23 protein-coding genes are annotated in these 24,355 nt (G+C 60.0%); 10 read left to right on the top strand and 13 right to left on the bottom strand.

Annotated elements, in window-relative coordinates:
* Positions 1-182: 182 nt before the first annotated feature.
* The 3 genes from M0D66_RS34655 to uxuA form a co-directional block, all read right to left on the bottom strand.
* The gene (locus M0D66_RS34655; RefSeq protein WP_211707175.1) at positions 183-1,400 is read right to left on the bottom strand and encodes a sensor histidine kinase; all 1,218 of its coding nucleotides are present in this window, start codon (positions 1,398-1,400) and stop codon (positions 183-185) included.
* Between the two features lie 138 nt (positions 1,401-1,538).
* A complete protein-coding gene (locus M0D66_RS34650) occupies positions 1,539-2,855 on the bottom strand; it encodes an MFS transporter (RefSeq protein ID WP_211707174.1) in 1,317 nt (438 codons plus the stop codon).
* An 84-nt stretch (positions 2,856-2,939) separates the two neighbouring features.
* Positions 2,940-3,980, bottom strand: coding sequence for a mannonate dehydratase (gene uxuA, locus M0D66_RS34645; protein WP_211707173.1), 1,041 nt, complete (start codon positions 3,978-3,980; stop codon positions 2,940-2,942).
* 275 nt (positions 3,981-4,255) lie between these two features.
* Between uxuA and M0D66_RS34640 the strand changes: the two genes are divergently transcribed.
* Both M0D66_RS34640 and M0D66_RS34635 read left to right on the top strand, forming a co-directional pair.
* The gene (locus M0D66_RS34640; RefSeq protein ID WP_093634749.1) at positions 4,256-4,987 is read left to right on the top strand and encodes a FadR/GntR family transcriptional regulator; all 732 of its coding nucleotides are present in this window, start codon (positions 4,256-4,258) and stop codon (positions 4,985-4,987) included.
* Positions 4,988-5,395: 408 nt separating this feature from the next.
* Complete coding sequence (locus M0D66_RS34635) at positions 5,396-6,556, top strand: porin (protein ID WP_266212639.1); 1,161 nt, start codon at positions 5,396-5,398, stop codon at positions 6,554-6,556.
* Between the two features lie 132 nt (positions 6,557-6,688).
* Here M0D66_RS34635 and M0D66_RS34630 read toward each other — a convergent pair whose 3' ends face one another.
* The gene (locus M0D66_RS34630) at positions 6,689-7,582 is read right to left on the bottom strand and encodes a LysR family transcriptional regulator (protein ID WP_211707172.1); all 894 of its coding nucleotides are present in this window, start codon (positions 7,580-7,582) and stop codon (positions 6,689-6,691) included.
* Positions 7,583-7,688: 106 nt separating this feature from the next.
* Between M0D66_RS34630 and M0D66_RS34625 the strand changes: the two genes are divergently transcribed.
* Both M0D66_RS34625 and M0D66_RS34620 read left to right on the top strand, forming a co-directional pair.
* Positions 7,689-8,564: an aldo/keto reductase family oxidoreductase gene (locus tag M0D66_RS34625; RefSeq protein ID WP_211707171.1), complete on the top strand. Its 876-nt coding sequence runs from the start codon at positions 7,689-7,691 to the stop codon at positions 8,562-8,564.
* Positions 8,565-8,679: 115 nt separating this feature from the next.
* On the top strand, positions 8,680-9,834 hold the full coding sequence (locus M0D66_RS34620; protein ID WP_211707170.1) for an acyltransferase: 1,155 nt from the start codon (positions 8,680-8,682) through the stop codon (positions 9,832-9,834).
* A gap of 125 nt (positions 9,835-9,959) precedes the next feature.
* Here M0D66_RS34620 and M0D66_RS34615 read toward each other — a convergent pair whose 3' ends face one another.
* Complete coding sequence (locus M0D66_RS34615) at positions 9,960-10,874, bottom strand: LysR family transcriptional regulator (protein WP_093634744.1); 915 nt, start codon at positions 10,872-10,874, stop codon at positions 9,960-9,962.
* Between the two features lie 70 nt (positions 10,875-10,944).
* Here M0D66_RS34615 and M0D66_RS34610 point away from each other — a divergent pair, with 70 nt between their 5' ends.
* Together M0D66_RS34610 and M0D66_RS34605 are read left to right on the top strand one after the other, a co-directional pair.
* The gene (locus tag M0D66_RS34610; RefSeq protein WP_211707169.1) at positions 10,945-11,721 is read left to right on the top strand and encodes an NAD(P)H-dependent oxidoreductase; all 777 of its coding nucleotides are present in this window, start codon (positions 10,945-10,947) and stop codon (positions 11,719-11,721) included.
* Positions 11,722-11,941: 220 nt separating this feature from the next.
* A complete protein-coding gene (locus M0D66_RS34605) occupies positions 11,942-12,784 on the top strand; it encodes an alpha/beta hydrolase family protein (protein ID WP_211707168.1) in 843 nt (280 codons plus the stop codon).
* Between the two features lie 20 nt (positions 12,785-12,804).
* On the opposite strand, the gene M0D66_RS34600 is transcribed toward M0D66_RS34605, so the two are convergent.
* From M0D66_RS34600 to M0D66_RS34580, 5 genes are all read right to left on the bottom strand, one after another.
* Positions 12,805-13,752 carry an alpha/beta hydrolase gene (locus M0D66_RS34600; protein ID WP_211707167.1) on the bottom strand — a complete coding sequence of 316 codons (948 nt, stop codon included), beginning with the start codon at positions 13,750-13,752 and terminating at the stop codon, positions 12,805-12,807.
* Between the two features lie 2 nt (positions 13,753-13,754).
* Complete coding sequence (locus M0D66_RS34595) at positions 13,755-14,267, bottom strand: thioesterase family protein (RefSeq protein ID WP_211707166.1); 513 nt, start codon at positions 14,265-14,267, stop codon at positions 13,755-13,757.
* Between the two features lie 97 nt (positions 14,268-14,364).
* The gene (locus M0D66_RS34590) at positions 14,365-15,330 is read right to left on the bottom strand and encodes an L-carnitine dehydrogenase (RefSeq protein ID WP_211707165.1); all 966 of its coding nucleotides are present in this window, start codon (positions 15,328-15,330) and stop codon (positions 14,365-14,367) included.
* Between the two features lie 68 nt (positions 15,331-15,398).
* Positions 15,399-16,328 carry a 3-keto-5-aminohexanoate cleavage protein gene (locus M0D66_RS34585; RefSeq protein WP_211700447.1) on the bottom strand — a complete coding sequence of 310 codons (930 nt, stop codon included), beginning with the start codon at positions 16,326-16,328 and terminating at the stop codon, positions 15,399-15,401.
* Positions 16,329-16,381: 53 nt separating this feature from the next.
* On the bottom strand, positions 16,382-17,335 hold the full coding sequence (locus M0D66_RS34580; protein ID WP_211707164.1) for a choline ABC transporter substrate-binding protein: 954 nt from the start codon (positions 17,333-17,335) through the stop codon (positions 16,382-16,384).
* Between the two features lie 350 nt (positions 17,336-17,685).
* Here M0D66_RS34580 and M0D66_RS34575 point away from each other — a divergent pair, with 350 nt between their 5' ends.
* Both M0D66_RS34575 and M0D66_RS34570 read left to right on the top strand, forming a co-directional pair.
* A complete protein-coding gene (locus M0D66_RS34575; protein WP_200620358.1) occupies positions 17,686-18,702 on the top strand; it encodes a GlxA family transcriptional regulator in 1,017 nt (338 codons plus the stop codon).
* Positions 18,703-18,919: 217 nt separating this feature from the next.
* Positions 18,920-19,246, top strand: a complete 327-nt coding sequence (locus tag M0D66_RS34570; protein ID WP_200620357.1) for a DUF4148 domain-containing protein — start codon at positions 18,920-18,922, stop codon at positions 19,244-19,246.
* Positions 19,247-19,413: 167 nt separating this feature from the next.
* Here the strand turns inward: M0D66_RS34570 and M0D66_RS34565 are convergent, their stop codons facing one another.
* Positions 19,414-20,307 (bottom strand): LysR family transcriptional regulator, encoded by an 894-nt coding sequence (locus M0D66_RS34565; RefSeq protein ID WP_234486857.1) that lies wholly within the window; start codon positions 20,305-20,307, stop codon positions 19,414-19,416.
* A 138-nt stretch (positions 20,308-20,445) separates the two neighbouring features.
* Here M0D66_RS34565 and M0D66_RS34560 point away from each other — a divergent pair, with 138 nt between their 5' ends.
* Positions 20,446-21,465 carry an NAD(P)-dependent alcohol dehydrogenase gene (locus M0D66_RS34560; RefSeq protein WP_200620355.1) on the top strand — a complete coding sequence of 340 codons (1,020 nt, stop codon included), beginning with the start codon at positions 20,446-20,448 and terminating at the stop codon, positions 21,463-21,465.
* A 91-nt stretch (positions 21,466-21,556) separates the two neighbouring features.
* Complete coding sequence (locus tag M0D66_RS34555; RefSeq protein ID WP_211707163.1) at positions 21,557-22,696, top strand: ABC transporter substrate-binding protein; 1,140 nt, start codon at positions 21,557-21,559, stop codon at positions 22,694-22,696.
* A gap of 75 nt (positions 22,697-22,771) precedes the next feature.
* Here M0D66_RS34555 and M0D66_RS34550 read toward each other — a convergent pair whose 3' ends face one another.
* Together M0D66_RS34550 and rpiB are read right to left on the bottom strand one after the other, a co-directional pair.
* Entirely contained in the window at positions 22,772-23,755 is a 984-nt protein-coding gene (locus M0D66_RS34550; protein ID WP_200620353.1) for a sugar-binding transcriptional regulator, read from the bottom strand.
* Between the two features lie 87 nt (positions 23,756-23,842).
* Complete coding sequence (gene rpiB, locus M0D66_RS34545; RefSeq protein ID WP_097396001.1) at positions 23,843-24,313, bottom strand: ribose 5-phosphate isomerase B; 471 nt, start codon at positions 24,311-24,313, stop codon at positions 23,843-23,845.
* Positions 24,314-24,355 lie beyond the last annotated feature (42 nt).

Raw genomic sequence — 24,355 nt, 5'->3', positions numbered from 1 at the left:
GATTTCCGTAATTGCAACTTCGGGAAATTGTGCTTGAAGTCGCGCAGGGCCTGGCCGGTCGGGGCGTGACGCGTGTGTGAGTTAATCGATTATTTATTACGAAGTTAAATGTGTTTGTTTGTTAATCGTAATAATTAAAATGTACTGATCATCCGGTTTGGGTGCCGGATGCCGACAGGTAGTTATTCGGCTTCGGTGAGCACGAGCGGGAACCGGATTTCGAACGTCGTCCCAACGCCTTCGTGTGACGCAAAATCAATCTGGCCGTTTAGCACGCGGCAGAGCTCCTTGACGATCGCAAGGCCGAGACCCGTGCCGGGAATATCGTCGCCTGCAGCGCGCTCGAATTCGTCAAAAACGCGGTTCGCGTCCGCAGGGGCGATGCCCACGCCGGTATCCGACACGCGAATCGACCAGTGCTCCGCATCGGCCATGGCGAAGGCAAGTTGGATCTCGCCGGACTTCGTGTACTTCGTCGCGTTGGAGAGCAGATTGACTGCAATCTGCTTAAGCTTGAGACGACTGGACGTGACTACGGATAGCGCCGGATCGAACGCTGCATGTAGCTTAAGTCCTTTGGCTTCGATGGCCGGGCGCGAGGAGGCGACGAGCTCATCGTAAAGCGCATGCAGATCCACTGGCTCGAATGTGTTCGGCGTGCCGTCGCCGAGCACGACGGAGTACTCGACCATCTGGTCGACGAGTTGCTTCATATCCGCAGCTTGCCGGTTGGCCAGCGTCAGCGCCATATCGGCCTTTGAAGGCGCCCGTTCGATCAGTTGCAGCGCAATCGAAAACGCGTTCAGAAAATTGCGCAGATCGTGAACCACGCTGCGGGTGATCTGCATGCGCGACTCGTAAAGATCTCCGACCAGCCGCTGCTTGAGCGTCAGCTCGTGATTGGCGCGCTCGAGCCTGCCGGTGTATTCATCGATCTTGCGGTCCCGTTCGCTGACCACCTCCTTGATCGATGTGAGCGTCACCATGCTGAGTGTTTCCGCGATCAGGCGCCGAGCCCGCCCTTCATGGCGGCGCGTGAACGTGCTGTCCTGGGCGGCGAATTCGTCCAGCGCGTCAGCGAGCACCTGATGGAACAGATCGAGCTCGCGCACGAGTTCCTCGATCCGGTAGCCCTGACGCCAGCGGACCAGGCCGTGTTTTCTCGCATCGCGTTCGATCGCCGGCTCGACGCGTTCGAGATCTTCGACGTCGAGCGCAAGGCATAGTCCTTCGAGAATTTCCGGCAGGTGATCGGCGAGTTGTTGATAGGTGAGCTTGTCCGCTTCGACGAGGTCGACATCGCCGAAAACGGTTTTCATCCATTGCGCGGTCAGGCGCGTCCGCTGCTCGCGAACGAAATCGGCAAATTTGCGCAGCGGGGTAACGCGTGTTTCGGTCATAGTGGGTGCATCGGGGGTGAAGGTCCTAACAGAAGTTTCTGCCCCATTATGGCCGCAATTGCTGATTGTGGAACATGCTCTTGCGTAAGCCAGGCCAGATGAACACCAGGTTCAACCCGGCGGTCCCGATGTAGTTGTTCACGCGGCTTCATGTCCGGCAATCTTTGCCGTTCGCGTGCGGGGGAGTAAAGGCAAGGGCTCGACCTTACCGACAATGAACAGATACGACAGGGCGCCGACCACGCATAGCGAGCCCGCAACCATCAGCGGAATCACAAACGAACCTTTTGTGATCGCCAGCATGACCCCGGTAAATGTGGTGATAAAAATCCCGGCGAGATTCCCTGCAAAGTTCTGAATGCCGCCGAGCGACGCCACATGAGCGGGTGTCGGCGCCACTTCGCCAACCAGGGTCCATACATTAGCGCCGGCGAACGACAAGCTGGCGTAGGCAAGCGCGAACAGTGCGAGACATGCCCACGTGCTCTGAACCAATACCGACAACGCAATCGACGACGAGAGAAGCATGCCGATCACAAGGCATGTCTTGCGAGCCGCGGTTGCGCTCCATCCGCGCTTGAACAGACTGTCCGACACGAGGCCGCCAAGCCAGCCGCCAGGAATGGCCAGCAGCGCCGGCAGCATACCCCACGTGCCGAGTGACGCGAGCGAGAATCCACGTGACTGCAGCAGATAACTCGGGAACCACGTGATGAAAAAATAAATCGCGAAGTTGAGACAGAAGAGCCCGATCATCATGCCCCACACCGTGCGGTAGCGAAACAGATCGAGCCACGATACCGCGCCGGCGTTCTCGTCTGACGTAACGGCTGCGGCAGGGGCGGCACGCTGTGCCAGCAAGGCGTCGACGGCCTCAGGTGCAATGGCTCGGTAGCGCTCCGGGTCACGATAGATGAACCACCAGGCGAGAGCCCACACAACGCCGAGGCCCCCCGTGATCACGAACGAGCCACGCCAGCCGACAAGCGATATCAACCACGCAACCAGGGGCAGCGAGAGCGCTGAGCCCACGCGGGAGCCGCTATCGAAGATGCTGCTCGCAAGCCCGCGCTCGCTGCGCGGAAACCAGTTGAACGCAACCTTGGCGAACGACGGAATCGCCGCGGCTTCGCCGACGCCGAGCATCAGTCGCACGCCCACGAGTTGCGCGAGACCGCGAGCCGCGCCGGTCGCGATCGTGAAGGCCGACCACCAGCCGACCGCCAGCGCCAGACTCACGCGCACGCCGACCTTGTCGATGAACCAGCCGGCCGGCAGTTGCAGGAACGCGTAGGTCCAGAAGAACGCGCTGAGCACGAGCCCCATGCCGACCGCGTCCAGACCCAACTCCGCGCGAATGCTCGGCGCGGCGATCGCCAGGTTGGCCCGATCGACGAAGTTGATGACGTTGGCGAGGAAACACATGAAGATCATGGTCCATCGGATGCGTGGCATGGGAGTCTCCGTTTTTTATAGCGTGATGGCGGCGCCGGCTGGCAGTGCGCCGGCGCCTTTTGTCTGGATCGTTCTATTCGGGCGTCAGGAAAGCTTGTCCATCGCTTCCCACAAGCCGTTGATATACACGGCACCGAGCGCGCGGTCGTACAAGCCATAGCCAGGCTTGCCGGTTTCGCCCCAGATCATGCGGCCATGGTCCGGGCGGAAATAGCCGGTGAATCCGGTGTCGTGATACGCCTTCACGATCGCGGCGATATCCAGCGAGCCGCAGCTAGACAGGTGGGCCGATTCTTCGAAATCGCCCTCGGGCGTGATCTTCACATTGCGAATGTGCGCGAAGTGGATGCGCCCCATGCCGCCGAATTCGCGCACGAGTGCTTCCACGTTGTTCTGCGGTCCGGCGCCGAGCGAACCGGAGCAAAGGGTGAGGCCGTTCGCCGGCGAGTCCACGATCCCCACGATGCGCGCGAGGTCGTCACGGTTCTTCACGATACGGGGCAATCCGAAGATAGGGCGCGGCGGGTCGTCCGGATGAATGGCCATTTTCATGCCGCATTCTTCGGCGACGGGAATGATCGCTTTCAGGAAATATTCCAGGTGCTGCCAAAGTCTGGCTTCGTCGACTTCGCGGTACTCGGCGAGCAGCGCTTTCAATTGTTCGGGCTTGTAGCTCGAATCCCAGCCGGGCAGCGCAATGCCGTTGTTCGGATCGATCTCGTCGATTTCCTTCGTGCTGAACGCGAGGCACGTCGAACCGTCTTCGAGCGTTTTCGACAGTTCCGTGCGGGTCCAGTCGAACACCGGCATGAAGTTGTAGCAGATGACCTTGATGCCCGCCGCCGCGAGGTTCCGGATGGTCTGCTGATAGTTGGCGATGAGACGGTCACGACTCGGCTTGCCGAGTTTGATGTCTTCATGCACGGGCACCGATTCGACAACTTCGAACCGAAGACCGGCCGCTTCGATCGTCGACTTCAGCGCGGCGATCTTGTGCGCGGGCCACGCTTCGCCCACTGGCTCGTCGTAGATGGCGGACACGATATCCGTCATGCCGGGAATCTGGCGAATGTACTGCAGCGTGACGGGATCGGACTCGCCGTACCACCGGAAAGACATCTTCACGACTTCACTCCTTGGATTGATTGCACCAGCCTTGCTGGCTCGGGAGGGAACGCGTTGTCCGGTCTCCCGATTCAGGCGGATTATGATTGGTTGACCAATTGGAGGCGATAGTGGTTTACCAGTCTATTTCCGTGCTGAGCCTTGTCCCTGGGTGATGAGCGGGCGGTTGGCGTTGATTTCAACGAAGGGAAAGCTGCTGGCGGACGAAAGTGGTGTACCATTTTTTGCGCGAGGGCCACAGATGGCGCCTCGCTATGCCTATCCACGAGCACTTGATGACCGATTTCTCCACCCAGCCATTCGCCCACAGACAGGACGCAGAAGCCACGGACCGTTCGTACATCGGCCTCGCGAAACAGATCCACGCGTTGATCGCGGCGTCTGGAGAGTTCGAAGCGGGTTCGAGATTGCCCTCGGAGCGCACCCTGGCCGACAAATTCGGCGTGAGCCGCACGCAGGTTCGCGAGGCGATCATCGCGCTGGAGGTGCAAGGTGTGGTCGAAGTGCGCGGCGGGTCGGGCATCTATGTGTCGGCAGGCATCGGCGCCAAGCCGGTGACCTTCGAGCTGCCACGCGGCCCCGGCCCGATCGAAACGCTGCGTGCGCGTGCGTTAATCGAATCCGAAGTGGCGGCGCTCGCGGCAACCGAGCGCAAGGACAGCGACCTCGACCGTATCTTCTCCGCGCTCACCACAATGCGCGAGCAGATGCATGACAAGCAGGCTAACGACGCGGCTGATCGTCAGTTTCATATGCGCATTGCCGAAGCGACCGGCAATGCGGTCCTGTTGCATATGGTCACCGCGATGTGGGACTGTGCGCGAAGCGATCCGCTGTGGGCCAAGATCGAGGAACACTTTCATACGCCGGCGATGCGGGCGGCGTCACAGGAAGATCATCAGCGTATCTTCGCTGCCATCATGGGCCGCGATCCAGTTGCAGCGCGAGAGGCAATGCAGTCGCATCTGTCCCGCGTGGTGGGGGAGTTTACTCAAGCGTGGCGATAAGGATGCGCGCCTTTTACGCTTGACATGGCGCGTTGTCTGAACGTGCCATTTACGTGTTCTTTTTCCACCACGACACTTTTATTTTTGACGCGGAATTTATTTTCACCGTCATATGATTGCACTGTTCATTTTCGGCAGCGGCTCGCAAGATACGCCTGCGTAATTCAATTGAAAACCATGTTGTAGTCAGCACGCGCTACCCACACGTTATTAAATGCGCCACACGCAATAATCAATAAACAATATCGGATGTTTTCGCAATTCTCATGGCATCGGCCATGCGAATGCGTTGCCTATCCGTTGCCCATGCGTACGTAGATCCTGTTGGCGGCCAACGCGCTCGCCAGTGGGAATCGAACGCACACAATTAATTACGTTCAACATCGCTCAATCACGGAGCCAACAGTTATGAAAAAGTCTTTACTCGTGGTCGCGCTTTCCGGCGCCTTTGCTATTTCGGCGCATGCGCAAAGCAGCGTGACGCTCTATGGCCTCATTGATGCAGGATTGGTCTACACGAACAATCAGGGTAGGCATAGCAACTGGCAGGAAGTGAGCAGCTCGACGCAAAACACGGTCTTCGGTCTCAAGGGTTCGGAGGATCTCGGTGGCGGCTTGCATGCGGTCTTCAAGCTGGAGCAGGGATTCCTTTTGAATAACGGAGCCCAGGCTTTCTCCGGCGATGGCTTCGGCTCCCAGGCGTGGGTCGGTCTGCAAAGCGATCCATACGGCACGGTGACGTTCGGCCGCCAGTTTGACGTGATGAACGACCTGGTCGGTCCGCTCACGGCAGAGTTCAACACGTGGGGCGGCAACATGGCTGCGCATCCGTTCGAAAACGACAACCTTGCCGCCAATTCGGTCGTTTTCAACAACACGGTCAAGTACACGAGCCCGACGGTCCGCGGCGTCACATTCGAAACGATGTATGCCTTCAGCAATAAGGCCGGCAGCTTCGCGAACAACCGCTCATACGGCTTCGGTGTGTCCTATGCGCAAGGGCCCGTCAATCTTGCTGCCGGCTACCTGCAATTGAATAACGCGGGCAGCGCGGGTGGCGCCGCTACCACGGGCGACACCAGCGCGAACTTCCTTGCGCAGCGCCAGCGTATCTGGTCGCTTGGCGGCAACTACACGTTCGGACCGGCTACCGTAGGCCTCGTTTGGAGCCATACGCAGATGGACAACGCCTCGGGCGTCTTCTCGTTCGGAACCGGCACTTACCTCGGTGCGAACGACGCTTCCGCCGGAACCCTGAGCGGCTCGCTGCGCCTCGACAACTACGAAGCGAACGTCAAGTACGCGCTCACGCCTGCGTTGACTTTATCGGGCGCGTATACCTACACGCATGGCGCGTATAACGGCTCGTCGCCGGGATGGAATACGGGGATGCTTCAGGCCGACTATTCGATCAGCAAGCGCACCGACTTCTATCTTGAAGGCGTCTATCAGAACGTGCACGGCGCACCGGCCGATTCCGTGCTCTCGCATGCCATGATCAACACGCTCTCGCCTTCGTCGACGAATACGCAGGTAGCTGTTACGGTGGGGATGCGTCACGCATTCTGATCGGCCTTGCGTCACGTGATCCGTTATGACGGATGCCTGCACTTTGGCAGGTATCCGTCGACACTGACGGTTTCGTGCGTGCGATGGTCTGCACGGGTTCTTAACGGTTGAACCGCAGTTAAAAGGCTCACGCTAATCACCGGCCTTCAAGAAATCGACAAATGCGCGCAACGGTGCCGGCAAATGACGCCGGCCCGGATAGTACAGAAACGGCCCAGAAAAGCGCTGCCACCACGGCTCCAGAATCGGCTCCAATGCCCCGCTATCGAGATGTGGGCGCAGCATGTCCTCGAACAGGTGGATCACGCCCACGCCTGCGACAGCAGCACTGACTGCGAGGTCGATTGCAGCGCCGGGTCTGACGAGAAGCGGTCCCGACGGATTCAGTTGCACCACCTCGCCGTCACGCTCGAAATACCAGGTCGGCGTAGCGCCGCCGGCAAACTGGCCACGCAAGCACGCATGAGCCAGCAGGTCGCGTGGATGCTGGGGTCTGCCATGCGTGTCGAGATAGCCCGGCGTCGCGGCGGTAGCGAAGCGCTGCACACGCGGACCGATCGGCATCGCGATCATGTCCTGCTCAAGCCGCTCGTCGTAGCGAATGCCCGCATCGCAACCGATCGACAGCACATCGACGAAGCCATCCTCCACCACCACCTCCACGCGTATGTCGGGATAGGCCTTCAGGAACTGGGGAATGACGGTCGGCAACACGATGCGTGCGGCGCTCGACGGCACGTTGAGTTTGAGCGTGCCGCTCGGCTTGTCCCTGAACCGGTTCAGGACATCCAGCGCGGCTTCCATCTCGCTGAACAATGGCGTCAGCTTTTCGATCAGACGTAATCCGGCTTCGGTCGGGGCTACGCTGCGTGTGGTTCGGTTGAGCAGACGCATACCCAGCTTCGACTCGAGACGGCGCACGGCAATGCTTAGGCTGGAGGCGGAGACGCAGCTGGTGCGCGCGGCGTCACGAAAGCCGCCGGCGCGCGCGACCGAGACGAAGGCGGCAAGATCGTTGAATTCCATGGCCATTGTTCAAAATGTTTAACAACCTGTGCAATTTAGGCCTGGTTATCGAACAATGCAATCCTCGTCATACTGCCGCTCAACCTCTCACCTCAAGGAGCGCCCTATGTCGAACTTCACCTCCGCGGACACATTCCCGCTGGCTGGCCAACCCGTGCAACGCATGGGCTATGGCGCTATGCAGCTGGCCGGCGCCGGCGTATTCGGACCGCCGAAAGATCGCGACGCGGCGATCGCCGTGCTGCGCGAAGCGGTGGCATCGGGCGTCAATCACATCGATACGAGCGACTTCTACGGCCCTCACATCACCAACCAGCTGATTCGCGGAGCACTGCATCCGTATCCGGATGACCTCGTGATCGTCACCAAGGTTGGCGCGGTTCGTGGCAGCGATGGTTCGTGGTTGCCGGCGCTCGAGCCGGAAGATATCGAGCGTGGCATTCACGACAACCTTCGCAATCTTGGTCTCAATGCACTCGACGTCGTCAATATGCGAATCATGGGCGACGTGCATGCCCCCTCCGAAGGCTCGATTGAAAAGCAGGTCGTGGCGCTTGCCGAACTTCAACAGCGAGGGCTGGTTCGCCATATCGGCCTGAGCAATGCAACCGCGACTCAGGTTGCCGAGGCACAGGGCATCGCGGAGATCGTCTGCGTACAGAATCACTACAACCTGGTTCACCGTGAAGACGATGCGCTGGTCGACGAACTGGCAGCGAAAGGCATCGCCTACGTACCGTTCTTCCCGCTTGGCGGATTCACGCCGATCCAGTCGTCAGCGCTTTCCACGATCGCGCAAAAGATCCGCGCGACGCCGATGCAGGTGGCGCTCGCCTGGCTCCTGCATCGCGCGCCCAACATCTTGCTGATTCCGGGTACTTCGTCGGTAGGGCATCTGCGGGAAAACATGCAGGCAGCACACTTGAAATTGACTGACGAGGTGCGCGCTGAGCTGGACGCAATTGGCGAATCGCTCAGGTAATTCGCGCCAAACTACCCAAACGTTCCGCCATCACAGCAGGAATTGCCGCATGGCGTGCAGGTTTTGCCGGATTGCGATGGTAGATTGAGCCCCGCGTAATCAGGAGGCGATACTGATGGCGGTGAGCTCGAACCAGTCCGGCGGTGCGTTTCCCGCGTTGACCAGTATCCGGTTCATGGCCGCATTTGCGGTTGTCATCTCGCACTACTCAGAAAATCAACTCCTGCCGTTGCCGGCCTCCGTCTTTAACTTCCTGGACGGGGGCCGTTCTGCTGTGTCGCTGTTCTTCGTCCTTTCCGGTTTTATCCTCACCTTCACCTATCGCGACAAACTCGTCCACGGAGGCGTTCGGACTTTTTACGAGGCACGTATCGCACGGATCTATCCGGTGATCCTGCTCGGCCTTCTGATGTGCGTTCCAGTGGTGATCTACCTTGTGCATGCTGGCGATGCTTCGCTGATGCTGAAGTGGTATGCCCTCAAGGGTGCAATCTACCCGGCGTTGGCCATTAGCCTGATTTGCCAGCTGCTTCTACTCAATGCATGGTTTCCTTTTTCGGCCATCAATCAACCCTGGAACGGACCGTCAGACAGCGTCTCTTGCGAGGCATTCTTTTATCTGCTGTTCCCGTTTCTGGTGCGCAGGATGGCCGGGTTGAAGCCTGCACGGCTCGCATTTTTTTGCATTGCGTTGTGGCTCACCACTGGAGTGTGGATCGCGCTGCTGGATGCCTATATGCCGGTCTCACGCAGCGGCGCGATGATTTACGCCATGCCGGTGACGCGGCTCGCGGAGTTCGTCATGGGCATCTGTTCGGCTCTTTTCTATCAACGCCTGCAGGCAGGCGCCGGATCGCAGCATGTCAGGGGCAAGGCGCTTGTGGTCCTGGCTTTGACGGGTCTCGTGGGACTGAGCGTATGGCGGCCCGTGTCACCTTCGTTCTTCCTCGACGCTCCGTTTTTTGCTGCACTGATACTGGGCCTCGCGCTACTGGAGCGGCCTGTTGTGGGCATATTGAGCTGGCGGCCTCTGGTGCGGTTAGGCGAGGCGAGCTATTCGCTTTATCTCACGCACATGCCCATCGCGCTCTGGTCGTTGATGATCGGATTCGGACGATCGAATGGATGGATAGTGATCGTCTTTAGCGTGCTGGTAAGCCTGCTCTGCTTCAAATTCTACGAAGAGCCCATGCGCAAGCGCATCAAGGCACGCTTTGCGGATATGACGACGCGGGTTCCCAGTGGCGAACCCGGACAGTCCGTGATTTGAATAGCTTCGTTGTGAAGGCTACGCCATCGTGGATACGGGATTGAAGGGCGGTCGATTCAAGCCTCGCGATTTTCAGCCGCTCATTGCGTTGGCGCCGACCTGTGCTTCGGCACATACACAGGCGTTCAAGTCGCCACCGCGTCCACAATGCATTCCCGCAACCATTGGTGCGCCGGATCTCGATGGGAGCGCTCGTGCCAGAGCATCGCCATTTCATATCCTGGCACTTCAACCGGTGCCTCGACGACCCTGAGCGCGCCATTGCCGCGCACCAATCGCGCCGGCACCATCGCCACGAGGTCAGTGCTCGCGAGGACTGACATCACGAACAGGAAGTGCGGAACCGAAAGCACAACCCTGCGCGTGAGACCCACCTCAGCCAGTGCTTCGTCCGTGACGCCGCTAAACCCGCCACCATCCGGCGACACGATCACGTGCTCCAGTTTGCAGAACTGGGCAAGCGTTGGCCGGCGTTTCAGGCGCGGGTGATCCGCGCGGCCTGCCAGCACATACCGCTCCTTGAAAAGCAATCGCCCGCGCAATTCGGGCGGCGCGCCTTCGCTGGTATGAAACGCCAGATCGATGTCTCCCTGTTCCGCCTGCTTCGCGATGCGTGGCGGAGCAGCTTCCACGATCGCGAGCCGCGTGCCGGGCGCGGCCGCGCGCAAGCTGGAAAGGACGGGCAGCAGGATCGTCGATTCGGCATAGTCGGTCGCGGCAACGCGCCATGTATGACTCGCTTCGGCTGGATTAAACGGGCTGGCTGGCGATACCGCGTGCTCAAGTGCGTCGAGCGCCTGGCGCAAAGGTTCGCGCAATTCTTCGGCTCTCGCGGTGGGGCGCATGCCTCGGGGACCCGGCAGCAACAACGGGTCGCCAAAGATATCCCGCAGCTTGGCAAGATGCACGCTCACCGAGGGCTGAGAGAAGTTCAGGCGTTCGGCTGCGCGGGTCACATTGTGCTCCGACAACAGGACATCGAGTGTTACCAGCAGGTTGAGATCCAGCCGTCTGAGATTATTCATAGCAATACCTGACATATTGGTTATTCATTTCCAATATACCGGCAAGAGACCTATCGTGGTGCTTTCTTGCAATGGAGGTCAGGTCATGAATGTTCTTCTCGTCTATGCACATCCGGAACCCAGGTCATTGAACGGATCCCTTAAGGACTTTTCGGTCAAGCGTCTCGAGGATGCCGGACACGTCGTCCAGGTATCCGATCTGTATGCGATGAACTGGAAAGCATCGCTCGATGCAAACGACAGCCTCGACAGGCAACCGGGCGCACGTTTCGATCCCTCTCTCGATTCGAAGCGTGCTTTCAAAGACGGACGGCAAAGCCAGGACATCGCGCTCGAACAGGAGAAGCTGAGGTGGGCGGATGCAGTGATTTTGCAGTTTCCGCTGTGGTGGTTCTCGATGCCTGCGATCCTGAAAGGCTGGGTGGAACGTGTCTATGCATATGGCTTCGCGTATGGCGTCGGGGAACACTCCGACGCGCGCTGGGGCGACCGCTATGGTGAAGGCAACATGGCGGGCAAGCGGGCGATGCTGGTCGTGACAACAGGTGGCTGGGAGTCGCATTACAGCCCGCGTGGTATCAACGGTCCGATCGACGACGTGTTGTTCCCTATCCAGCACGGCATTCTGTACTACCCTGGTTTCGACGTTTTGCCACCGTTCGTGATCCATCGGACAAGCCGGATCGATGAAGCACGCTTTTCCGAAGTGCAGAACGCGCTCGGGCACCGTCTCGATGATCTCTGGAAGACTGCTCCGATACCGTTTCGCCCGCAGAACGCTGGCGCATATGACATCCCGGCGCTCACACTGCGGTCTGATGTTGCTACGGATGAGGTCGGCTTTTCAGCGCACATTGAATAGATGCGTTGCGTTCCCCACATTCGTGAGCAGGGCGTAATTGTTAAATAGACGTTCGGTTTGGGCCGTTCCAGCTCGCCCGGAATGGCGCCAAGCTGACGGGACCGTATGCTTCGTTGAAATTTGGTTGTAAGTCGCCGTTGTTAGAGTCATTGACAGAATTTTGCCGCTAGATGCCAGACAGTGTTCTTTGGACACATAGAAAGGGGGAGAGCGACAAACCATGAAAATGAATCGTGCGTTCTGGCTCATTCTGACGCTGCTTTTCACGAACCCGGTCTGGGCGTTCCAGTCCAGGATCGTCACCATTCCGAGCGCGGCCATGCATAAGTCGCTCGAGGCGACGGTGGTGCTGCCTGACCAATACACGCACGGCAAGGCGCCCGATCGCTTTCCCGTCGTCTATTTGCTGCACGGTTCAGGTGGCGACTACACCGACTGGACCACGAATTCGCACATCGGCAAACTGGCCGACCGCTACCACGTGATCCTCGTCATGCCCGACGGCGGTCATGAGAGCTGGTATATCGATAGTCCTGTCGATCCGCGCAGCCGTTACGAAACTTATGTAGGCACAGAAGTCGTCGGATATATCGACACGCATTTCCGCACGATTGCGACGCGTGAGGCGCGCGCGATTACGGGCTTGAGCATGGGCGGTTTCGGGGCGCTGCATATCGCACTAGACCGGCCGGACGAATTCGGCGCCGCGGGAAGTATTAGCGGAGCGGTCGATCCGCGCGGGTGCGAGGATGAGCCCGGGATCGATCAGGTGTTTGGGGATCCGACTCGCCACGCCGACTTCTGGAACAACGAGGCGATTGTCGAGAACGCGCGTAATTTCGGAAATGCGCATATTGCGCTGACGATCGATTGCGGGGTGAACGATTCGCTTGTTCAGTCAAACCGGATGCTGCATGCGCGGCTTGTCGAGTTGGGCGTGCCGCATGATTACGCGGAGCGGCCTGGTGGCCATACGTGGAAGTATTGGTCGAATGCGGTGCAATACCAAGTGCTGTTCTTTGCCAGTTCATTCAAGCGGAGTGGCGCAGCGGCACAGACGTGAAGCGTGCATGGCTTGAGCCATCACTGCATGCCTGAATGCTCGGCTAGAAACTGGCAGACAATGCGATGCATTGCCTGTACGCCGGGACTCGATTCGAGCGCACGCCAGCACCCGTGTACGAGTCCAGTTCCAATCCATAACCGGGCCTGTCCGCCAGCTGCATTAACGCGTTCGACAAACACGGTCGCGTCGTCCCGCAACGGATCGTGTTCAGCCCCTAAGGCAAGTGTCGGCGGGAGCCGGTCGAAGCGTGCCGCATCGAGCGGTATCGTCCACGCAGGATAGGGCGGCCGTTCGCCCCAATACAGATCGCGAAACGCATGGACGTTGGCAAGCGTGAGCATCGGCGCGTGCGCTTCGCTTTCGCGCGCTGGCATTTGCGGGTCGGTGCCGAGCATTGGATAGACGAGCGCAAGTCCGCGCACGCCTTGAATACCGTCATCGCGCAAGCGCATCGCGACGCTGGCAGCGAGTGTGGCGCCGGCGCTGTCACCCGCCAACTGCAGTGCACCACGTGAGAGCGAATCGAACGGCAATTGGCCGGCCAGTGCGGCAAGCGTAATCTGCAGGCAATCGTCATGAGCTGCTGGAGCGCGGTGTTCGGGAGCCAGCCGGTAGTCGACCGCAATCACATCGAGTCCGGTATCCGCGGCAATTCGTGCGGTTACGATCTGGTGACTATCCAACGAGCCGAGCACAAAGCCGCCACCGTGAAAGTACAACACGGTGCCGACGGGTGTCCCGCTCGCCTTTCTACGATTCCGATAAAGCCGCAGTTTGATTGGATGGCCGGCGCTTGCGCGAAACACAGCGTCTTCGGTTGTCACATCGGCTGGCAAAGGCGGCGTGAGCGCCGCCGCGTAGTGTTCGTAAATCGCCCGCTGTTCGCTCGGTGGCAATGAAGTCGAATGCCCTGCATAGACGGCAGCGGTCCGTTCGATGAACGCGGCGATCTCCGGTTCAAGCATGCTCACTCCTCGCGACTAATACGCGGCGCCTTGACCGGCAAGCCGATCACGCGGCCTGCAAACCTGGCCGCCGGCAACACAGTATGCGCTTCTGCCAACGCCCGCACGCGCGCCTCGACATCCGGGTCGAAGGCGATAGCGCGCGGTCCACCCGTATCCACATGCAGCAGCATCTGTTCGCCCGCGGCCACCGGTTCAACGCCTTCGTCAGCGAACATTTCGAGGTACAGATGCAGCCGCTTTGCATCATGCCCAAGCACGCGCATATCGACGCGAACCTGCACACCCTCCTTGATTTCATGCAGGTAGTTGATATGCGCTTCGAGCGTATAGATCGAGCGGCCGCGTTCCTTGCGCACCGAATCAGGCAGCCCGATCACATCAATCAACGCATCAGTCGCGAAGCTGAAAATCAGCATGTAGAACGCGTCGCGCAAATGGCCGTTGTAGTCGACCCACTCGGCGCGCACGACGTCGCGATAGCAGGGCAGAGAAGCGTGGTGCGGCGTTGGCATATGCAATCGTTTCCTTTATCCCTATGAAGTGCTGGCCGCAGCGATTTTATGCCGACGATGCACCCCGGCAGAGCGGGGCGTCTTTCGACACACAGTATCACTCTGCGGCAAGTATGCCGTGCCGTGCTTTGGCTTCTCCAATCGCCGCCAGCACGCTCGTAATGCAATCGTCCCGATAGCGTTCGAGTTGCTTGATCGAGCGCGCCCCGACCTGTTCAGACGTTCCGTCCACCACCCGGTCGATCAATTCGTCAGTAAGCTGCGGCGCTACCAGTTTAGTCCACGGCAGTTCCAATGCGGGGCCAAACTGCTGCATGAAGTGGCGCATGCCAGCGTCGCCGCCCGCCAGGGTATAGGTCAGAAACGTGCCCATGAACGACCAGCGGATGCCCGCGCCGAAACGGATCGCATCGTCGATTTCGCCCGTGGTCGCCACCCCTTCGTTGACCAGATGCAGTGCCTCGCGCCACAGTGCTTCGAGCAAACGGTCGGCAATAAAACCGGGTACTTCCTTGCGTACGAGAAGCGGACGCATCGACAGCGAACGATAAATCTGCATCGCGGCGTCGATGGTGGCCGGTGCGGTACTTTCGCCGCCGAGCACTTCGACGAGCGGCAGCAGATACACCGGGTTGAACGGATGCCCGACAATGCAACGCTGCGGATTCACCGCTCGTGCGTAGAAATCGCTTGGCAGCAGGCCGGACGTGGATGAGGCGATGATTGCATCAGGCTTCGCCGCACGGCTGATCTGCTCGTGCAAGGCGAGCTTCAATTCTTCGCGTTCGGGCGCGCTTTCCTGAATGAAGTCCGCCTGTTCGACGCAGGCTTCAATCGTATCGACGAAACGCAACCTGTCGGGCGTTGCGCCCTCGGCGAGGCCGACGCGCTCCAGGGCCGGCCACGCGTTCGCGATGTTCTCACGCAACTGTTTCTCCGCACCGGGAGCAGGGTCCCACGCGACGACATCAAGGCCGTGCGCGAGCGCGCGCGCTACCCAGCCGCTGCCGATCACGCCCGCGCCGATTGCCGCAAATGTTTTGATATCGACGATCACTGCCATTGCTGATGTTTCCTTTGCCTATGAGTTCTCAGGTTTCGATGCGCGCTTTATCAAGCGACGCGACACCTTCACGCGTACTGTCCCGCGGCACGCCGCTCCAACTGCCGCTCGCCACGCGCGGGCAGGCCGAGCTTGCGGCGGCCTTCCGCAGGTGTCAGCGCGCGACCGCCGAGCCGTTCGATGATCTCAACCGCGCGTTGCACCAGCGTGCCGTTCGTTGCAGGCACACCTTTGTCGAGCCAGATGTTGTCTTCGAGGCCGACACGCACGTGGCCGCCGAGGAGCATCGCCTGCGCGACCATGGGCATCTGCATGCGGCCGATGCCGAAACCGGCCCATTGCGCGCCAGACGGAAGACTGTCCGCCATCGCTTTCATCGTCGTGGTATCGGCGGGCGCGCCCCATGGAATGCCGAGGCAGATCTGAAACAGCGGCGGCGCGTCGAGCAAGCCTTCCTTGAGCAATTGCTTCGCGAACCAAAGATGTCCGGTATCGAAGATCTCCAGCTCCGGCTTTACGCCGAGCTCCTGAATACGTTGCGCGCCGGCCCGCAATTGCGCGGGCGTCGACACGTAGATGTAGTCGCCGTCGCCGAAATTGAGCGTGCCGCAATCGAGCGTGCAGATTTCCGGCAGCAATTCCTCGACGTGCGCGAGCCGCGTCAAACCGCCGACGAGGTCGGTTCCCGCGCCGAAACGCATCGGGTCTTCGCCGGGACCGATCTCGAGATCGCCGCCCATGCCCGCCGTCAGATTGATGATTACGTCGGTGCCCGACGAACGGATCCGGTCGACGACCTCGCGATACAGTTGTGGATCGCGGCTGCCGCGGCCGGTTTTCGGATCGCGCACGTGGCAGTGCGCGACCGTGGCGCCGGCCTTCGCGGCTTCGATAGCGGCTTCGGCGATCTGCTTCGGCGTAACGGGGATGGCCGGATGCTTGCCGACCGTATCGCCCGCGCCGGTGACCGCGCAGGTCACGATGACTTCATGATTCATGCGTGCTAGTTCCTGTGGATTGAAATGCGCGACTCGATGCAAGCTGGACTGAGTTAGAGCCCGAGATAGGCTTTCACCGCCGGCAAACCGTCTTTACCGTCATACGTCTTCACGCCTGCGAGCCACGCATCCAGTACTTGCGGGTTCTTCTTCAAATACGCTTTGGCGGCATCGGCAGGTTTTTCCTTGTTCATCACCGACTGCATCACCACGTTCTCCAGTTGCGTCGAAAAGCGCAGATTGCTCACGAGCTTGCCGGCGTTCGGGCAACGTGTCAGAAAGTCGGGGGACGTCAGCGTATAAACGCGTGCTTCGCCATCGTTCGGACCGAATACGCCGTCGCTGCCGGTGAGGTATTTCATGTCGATCTGGATATTCATCGGATGCGGCTCCCAGCCGAGGAACACCACCCATTTCTTCGCGCGAATGGCGCGATCCACGGAAACCAGCATGCCCGCTTCACTCGATTCGATCAGCTTGAAATCGCCGAGGCCGAACTGATTGCTGGCGATCATTTTCTGAATCGCCGCGTTCGCGCTGCTGCCGGGTTCGATGCCATAGATCTTGCCGTCGAGCTGATCGCGATGTTTGGCGATGTCGGCGAACGTCTTCAGGCCGGCGTCGTATTCGTAGCTCGGTACGGCGAAGGTCGCTTTAGCGCCAGTCAGGTTGGGCGATTGCAGCACCTGAATCGATTTCGAATCGATGAACGGCGTAATCGCTTTCTCCTGCACGGGCCACCAGTAGCCGAGCGACACATCGAGCTGTTTGCTCTTCAGGCCCGCGAACGAAATCGGCACCGAAGCGACGGTCGTCACAGGCTGATAGCCGAGTCCCTCGAATACGGTCGAGGCGAGCGCCGTGGTCGACGTGATGTCGGTCCAGCCGATGTCGGCAAAATGCACCGCGCGGCAGGTGGAGGGATCCTGTGCAAGTACCGGCGAGGCAGCGACGACGGCCGCCAGACAGACAAGATGGGCAAGCAAGGCTTTGACGCGTAACTTCATGACGTTCCCCCTTCGGACACGTTGAACTGCGTGTTACGAAATGGCCGCGGCGAGAAAAACCGAGCGGCCCCCGGACCTGCGCGATACGGCTCGAGCCATGCTTGAGCTGCACGAGTGACGTTACGTTAATGCCCCATATTCTCGTCAAAGCGACCGCCAGCGACCCGTTCTTGCTCCCACGCGACAACGAGGGAAAACCAGCACCATTCGTCATTGCGGCGCAGCATCGATTCACCGCGCTGAATTTTGGTGCGCCTTGCCGGCTTGGGCGCTGCTTGCTACGCTCGCCCGGAACCCCGCGTTCGCTTGCGGTTTGTGTCCCTCTGTTTCCCTGATCGAGTTTGCGCACGATGCCCGAAGATATGTCGTTCCTGCTGCTGCCTGGCTTTTCGGCGATCGGCTTCATGTCGGCGGTCGAGCCTTTGCGCGTGGCGAACCGCTTTCGCGGCGATCTCTACCGCTGGCGCATTCTGAGTCTCGACGGCGCGCCGGTCGCGGCCAGCAACGGTATATCGATCAATGCAGAAGCGGCAATCGCCGATGTCCACGAGGCGCAGACGGTATTCGTCGTGGCGGGCTTCGAGCCGCTCGCCTGCTATACGCGCGTACTTGGCGATTGTCTGAAGCGGCTCGAGCGCGTCGGCGCGACGCTCGGTGGCATCGACACGGGCAGCTTCATCCTTGCGGAGGCCGGGCTCCTGAGCGGCTCGGACAGCGTGACGGTGCACTGGGAAGCGCTGTCGGCGTTCAGCGAGCGCTATCCCTCACTGAACGCAAGCCAGGAACTGTTCGAAATCGGCGCGCGGCGCATCACCTGTGCGGGCGGCACGGCGTCGATCGATATGATGCTCGACCTGATCGGCCGCAAACACGGCGCAGCGTTGGCCTCGGCGGTGTCGGAACAGTTCGTCGTGAGCCGGATCCGGCAGCGTTCGGATCATCAGCGGATGGAAATTGCGGCGCGTTACGGCGTGCACAACCGTAAGCTGATTCAGGTGATCGGCGCAATGGAACAGCATATGGAAGAACCGCTGACGCCCGACCAACTCGCCGAGGAAATCAGCGTGACGCGGCGGCAACTGGAGCGGCTGTTTTGCGCGTCGCTGAAGGACACGCCGACGCATTTCTATCAGCAACTGCGTCTCACCCGTGCGCGCGAGTTGCTGCAGCAGACCGACATGTCGATCACCTCGATTTGCGTCGCATGCGGATTCGAGTCGCCCTCGCATTTTTCGCGGACATATCGTGCGCGGTTCGGCGTGAGTCCGAGAAGCGACCGGCAGGTGACGGGCGGCAGAAATGGCAGCTCGGTGTTGTCAGCAAGCCCGGCAACCCTGGCATCGGCTCCCGTATTGTTGGAAAGCTGAGTTCGTTGCGCGCGAGACCTCAAACATTGGGAGCCCGATTTGCCGGCTTGACGATCCATATTTCAACAAGTGTTCACGGCAATTGTGCCGTTTCTAGCAACAGTGAATTCGTTTATTAGGGGTTTACCCTATATCAGCTGCCTCCTAGACTGTCGTCACTGGCTGCAAACAAACAGGTTTGCAGCGCCGCATAAAACAATCTCTGGAGGTAGTCATCATGAAATCGCTGATCGAAGCTGTTGTTATCGCCGCTCTCATTACTGCGCCGCTCGCTGCTTTTGCTCAATCCAATCAGCCGGTAACCCGCGCTCAAGTGCGTGCGGAGCTGGTGCAACTGGAAAAGGCAGGGTACAACCCGGCTTTGTCGAATGCGGATGATTACCCGGCAAACATTCAGGCTGCTGAAGCCCGCGTCGCTGCACAAAACGGCGTCGCCCAAACCAGCGGTTATGGAACGGCAACGAACGGCTCGTCGCAAGCAGGCAGCCGCACCGAAACGACGTCGAGCTCGTATTCGGCTCCGGTTGTCTACGTCGGTCATTAATAGGCGGTGGCGCGAGCAGTAGTCTCGCGCCTGCCTGATTGACTGCGATACACAGCGGCCCCGCTTTCACTTCAATGTGAAAGCGGGGCCGCTGTGCTATTGAGCGTTGAACGGGGCAGCCGGCGCGCTTAGCCTCACGGGCCACTTAATCCTGTACACCGACGCCGTTATTCAATGGCCCACGGCGGACGCGGATTGAATGCAGCGAGAAGGAAATCAGCCATGACCCGCACTTTCGCCGGGGGCGCGCGGTCTGGCGCGCGAACGAGGTGTATGCCGCCAAGGTCCGCCGTGCGGACTTCGAGCGCAATCTGCTCCAGTGCACCTTGCCGGATTGCATCGGCAACGATGAACTCGGGCTCGTAAAGAACGCCGAGACCGGCAACGGCTGCTGCAACGAGTGCATCGCCGTTATTGGCTCGCATGGTTCCCTTGACGGCAACGCGTTTGTCCCCGTCTTTACCGAAGCGCCATTCTTCGGGTCGCGAGACATTGGAAAAAGTGACGCTCAGGCAATTGTGGTCGCCCAGGTCGGACCAGCGTCTCGGGCGGCCATGCCGTTCCCAGTAGGCTGGAGCCGCGCAGACGATCATCGCGCTCTCTGCGAGCCTGCGGGAGACGAGACGACTGTCCTTCAGACGCCCAACCCGGATCGTCAGATCCCAGCCCTCTTCCATGAGATCGACGACGCGATCGTTCAATCCGAGATCGATGGTGACTCCGGGATGCTTTTTGCTGAACGCAGGAATCAGTGGCGCGACGTAGCGCACGCCAAACGAAAGTGGCGAATTCAGCCGCAGCAGTCCGCTCGCCTCGACGCGCTGCGACGCGATCATCGCCTCCGCCTCTTCCAGATCGGGAAGGAGGCGGGCACACGTTTCCAGATACTGCTGACCCGCTTCGGTTAGCGTGAGCTTGCGCGTGCTGCGATGAAACAGGCGCACGCCTAGCCGTTGCTCGACCGCGTCCAGATGCTTTGTCGCCATCGCGGGAGACAGGCCGAGTTGCCGGGCGGCCGCGGAGAGGCTTCCGGCAGTAGCTGCACGGGAGAACACCTGCATTCCCGTAAGACGGTCGAGCATTGTCAGTTCTCACTATGGTTAAAAACTGAATCATCAAGTGAGCATATTATCGCCTCTGAGGTGAAACTGTACATTGCTATCTATCGTCATGGAGGCCGCGCGAGTGGCAGCAAAGTAATGAAGGCTTATCAAATCCAGGCCGGTGCCGGCATTGCCGGCCTTGAACGTGTCGAACGCCCGAGCCGCGACCCCGGTGCCCATGAAATCAGAGTGCGTGTTGATGCTGCCGCACTGAATCATCGTGACCTCAGTTTCGCGCGTGGTCAGTTTTATAGCCCGCCGAGCTATCCGATTGTTCCGCTCGTCGATGGATGCGGAGACGTTGTCGCCGTTGGGGAAGCGGTCACTCGTTTCAAGACAGGCGATCGCGTCATCACAAGCTACTACCCGCGATGGATTGACGGTGCGTTGTCCCCCAACAAAACAGCCGTGTCCTTCGGCGCGCAGTTCGACGGCACGCTCGCCGAAGAGCTCGTGGCAAGCGAGGAGGCTTTCGTGCTGGCGCCACGCAGTCTTGATCCCATCATGGCTGCAACGTTGCCTTGCGCCGGCGTGACGGCATGGAATGCGTTGTTCATTGCAGGTGCGATCAAACCGGGCGGCAGCGTGCTGCTGCTGGGAACCGGCGGTGTCTCGCTCTGGGCGCTACAGCTTGCGAAAGCTGCTGGCGTCTTCACGATCGTGACATCGTCCCAGGACGAAAAACTTGAACGTGCACGCTCGCTGGGTGCGAATGCAATCGTCAACTACCGGAACAACCCGGAGTGGCAGGACGAGGTCCTCCAGCTCACGGAGGGGGTCGGCGTTGATGTTGTTGTCGAGGTCGGAGGCGAGGGCACATTGGCGCGCTCGCTCGAGGCCGCGGGATCCGGTGGGACGATTGTCGTGATCGGCCGGGTCAGCGGCGGCGGGGGCGTCTCGATCGAACCCGGTGCACTCATCGGCGGAGCAAAGCGCCTCGTCGGCATTACGGCGGGTAGTCGCGCGATGCTCGAACAGCTCGTTCGTTTCGTCGACGTCAACCAGATCAATCCCGCCGTCGACAAAGTCTTCCCGTTCGATGCGGCTCCGTCCGCCTATGAGTATCTCGCGGGCGGCCGGCATTTCGGCAAAGTGGTGGTCGACGTGCGCGCATAACGCGACGCTCGCCTTCTGTTCCGATAACAGGGGTTTTCCGCAGGCGGACTCGCTGTGACCGCTAGTTAAGCCATCAGCAAAGGAATCGTGTATGAGATTGATGTCAGTCTTGTTGGCAACGGGATTGGCGATTGCCGTTACCGCGGCATTCGCCGCGGACCCTGTTCGCATCGGCGTCACAACCATCCTGAGCGGCCCGAATGCCGATCGCGGACAGAGCGAGCAATACGGCGTCGAGTTGGCGTTACAGCGCATCAACGAATCCGGCGGCGTGCTCGGCAGACCTGTCGAGGCGGTGTATGCCGACAACGCCGCCGATCCGGCAACAGGAATTGCGGCGGCGAAGCGGCTCATCGAGCAGCAGCACGTTTCCGTGTTGCTGGGCGCGCTGGCGACACCTATCACGCGTGCCGTGATGCCGGTAGCGAATGCCGCGAAGGTGCCGTTTGTGATCGACATTTCGGCTGGACAGGAATTCGTCGACGCCGCCGGCTCGGGCGGTTTCGACTATGTTTTCAAAACCAGTCCATCTGATGGCGACGTGGCGATTGCGATGATGCAATGGCTGAAGGCCCGCAACGTCAAGCGTATCGTCATCCTGGCGGATGACAACGACTTCAACCGCGCCAACGCGGTGGCGATGGAAAAGGCTGCGACGGCCGCACACATCGAGACCTTGGCGAGCGAAACCGTTGCGAAGGGAACCACGGACCTGGTTCCCTCCCTCGAGCGATTGAAGGCGCTGCAGCCGGATCGCATCGTTACGCTTCTTGGCGTGTCCAGCGGAGCATTTTTCCGTGCCTATGAGCAAATCGGCGGGGGCATTCTCGTAGCGGGCCGCATTGATTTCACGGCGGCGATTGCGAACTTGTCGCCGCGGTTCGTAGCGATTGGCGGGCTTGATCAGGCCGCGGGTATTTCAGTGTTTACACCCTCGGCGCCCGACTCCGGTGTGCGGGAGTTCGTGGCCGCTTACCGGGAGAAATACGGGCTCGCTCCGACCCAGCGATCGGTCTTTGCGTTCGAGGCGACGGAGCTGGTCGTGGACGCAATTCGTCGCGCGAACTCGGACGATCCTGTCGCGATACAGCAGGCGTTGCGCTCGACCCAGATGCCTTCCATGCTGGGTGGCACCTTTGCGATGGACGAGCAGAATCATTCCCACGTCATGATGCAGATCGTTGGAATGCGGGGCGGCAAGCTTGCGATTCTCGAGCAGGTCGGGAAATAGGGCGTCTGGATCGTGTGCAGACGCCGCTCAAGTTTGCACGCCACGCGCATGCGAACCATGCAGACGGCCCGCTTTTTACCGGGTCGCCATCTCCGACTGTGTAGAAAGCGGGTTGCGAGTGGCGTCTTCGAGGCTGACAATCGATTGAGCAATGGCTTCCGTCGTCGCGAGCGTGGTGATGACGCCTGCGCGCAGCGCTCCCAGCACAGCGGTTGTCTTGGTATTTTCGCTGGCGACCGCAATAACGTTCGGAATGCGTTTCAGGTCTTCCATGCCAAGACCAATGACCCGGTCGCGAACCGGAGTGACGACGGGACGCCCGGCAATATCGATGAAGTGGTAGCCCATCAGGTCTCCGACTGCGCCGCACTTGCGAAGCTCGGCGATCTCGTCCGGCGAAAACCAGCCGTTGCGAACCATGATGCTGTCTTCATTGATGTCGCCGACGCCAACCAGTGCGATGTGTGCTCTACGCGCCTTGTCGAGCGTGGGTTTGACCGCATCGTTATGAAGCAGACCCTCGCGGACGGCGGGGTCGCCCACCAAAGCAGGCGCGTAAAGCGTCTCGCTGCCGCCCCCAAAGCGGGCGGCAAGCCGGCGGCTGATGTGGTCGGCATTCATGACCTCGCCGCCGCGGTAGAACCCGCCGATCGCGCAGACGAAGGTCGGGGAGCGCTGCGTGGACGAGATCGCGTGTTCGGAAATCGCGTTGATATTGCGGCCGATACCCACGGCAACAATCATGTCGTTGGTGAGAATGCGATCGAGATGGCTGGCGACCAGACCGGCGAGCAGTTCGCGCTGCTTGTCCTGATCCTTGTGATTGACGGACACGATCGCCTTTTCGATCCCGAACCGGTCGATCAACTCACGTTCGAGGTCGCGTGTATCACGCGGATGGTGCCTGACGCGAATTTCAACGATGCCTTCTTCCTGCGCACGCTTCAGAAGACGGCCTATCTTGGCGCGAGACAGCGAGAACTGCTTTGACAGATCCTCCTGTGTCAGTCCGTCGACATAGTAAAGCGTTGCCAGACGAGTCAGTTCGTCGGTGGTCATATGTTTTGTCTCTTTCCCATTCGGCTGGATATAACGTGGCCTGCCGCGGAGCCGGTGGGCGATTGACTGATGACCTGGTCAGCCAGTTCACGCGGGCTTCTTGTTGCGGGGTAACTGGTGGTCATCCTCGTATTCCTTGATGCGGTTCACCTTCGGGACGGAGCGTCCGCCGTCGAAGCTCGCACCAAGCCATGTGTCAACAATCGCTTTCGCGAGTTCGGGACCAACCACGCGAGCGCCAATTGTAATGATTTGCGCGTCGTTGCTCTTGCTTGCCCGCTCTGCTGAATAGGTGTCGTGGCATTGCGCAGCGCGAATGCCGCGCACCTTGTTGGCGGCGATCGCCATGCCGATTCCGGTTCCACACAACAGCACGGCCCGATCGAACTCGCCTTGCGCAACCTTCTCGGCCACGGCGAACGCGATGTTCGGGTAGTGGACGGGTTCCGCCTCGTATGTGCCGAAGTCGGTGACGTCCAGTCCCTTGCCAGTCAAATGTTGCTTGATCAGTTCCTTCAGGTCAAATGCGGCCTCATCGCATCCGATTGCCAGCTTCATATTTCACTCCAGTTGTCCGCGGTTGCTCGATCTACAGGTGAT

The organism is Paraburkholderia sp. SECH2, from assembly GCF_030464795.1.
GTDB lineage: Bacteria > Pseudomonadota > Gammaproteobacteria > Burkholderiales > Burkholderiaceae > Paraburkholderia > Paraburkholderia aspalathi.
The sequence above is the reverse complement of the archived record's forward strand: the minus strand, read 5'-3'. Positions and strand labels throughout refer to the sequence as shown.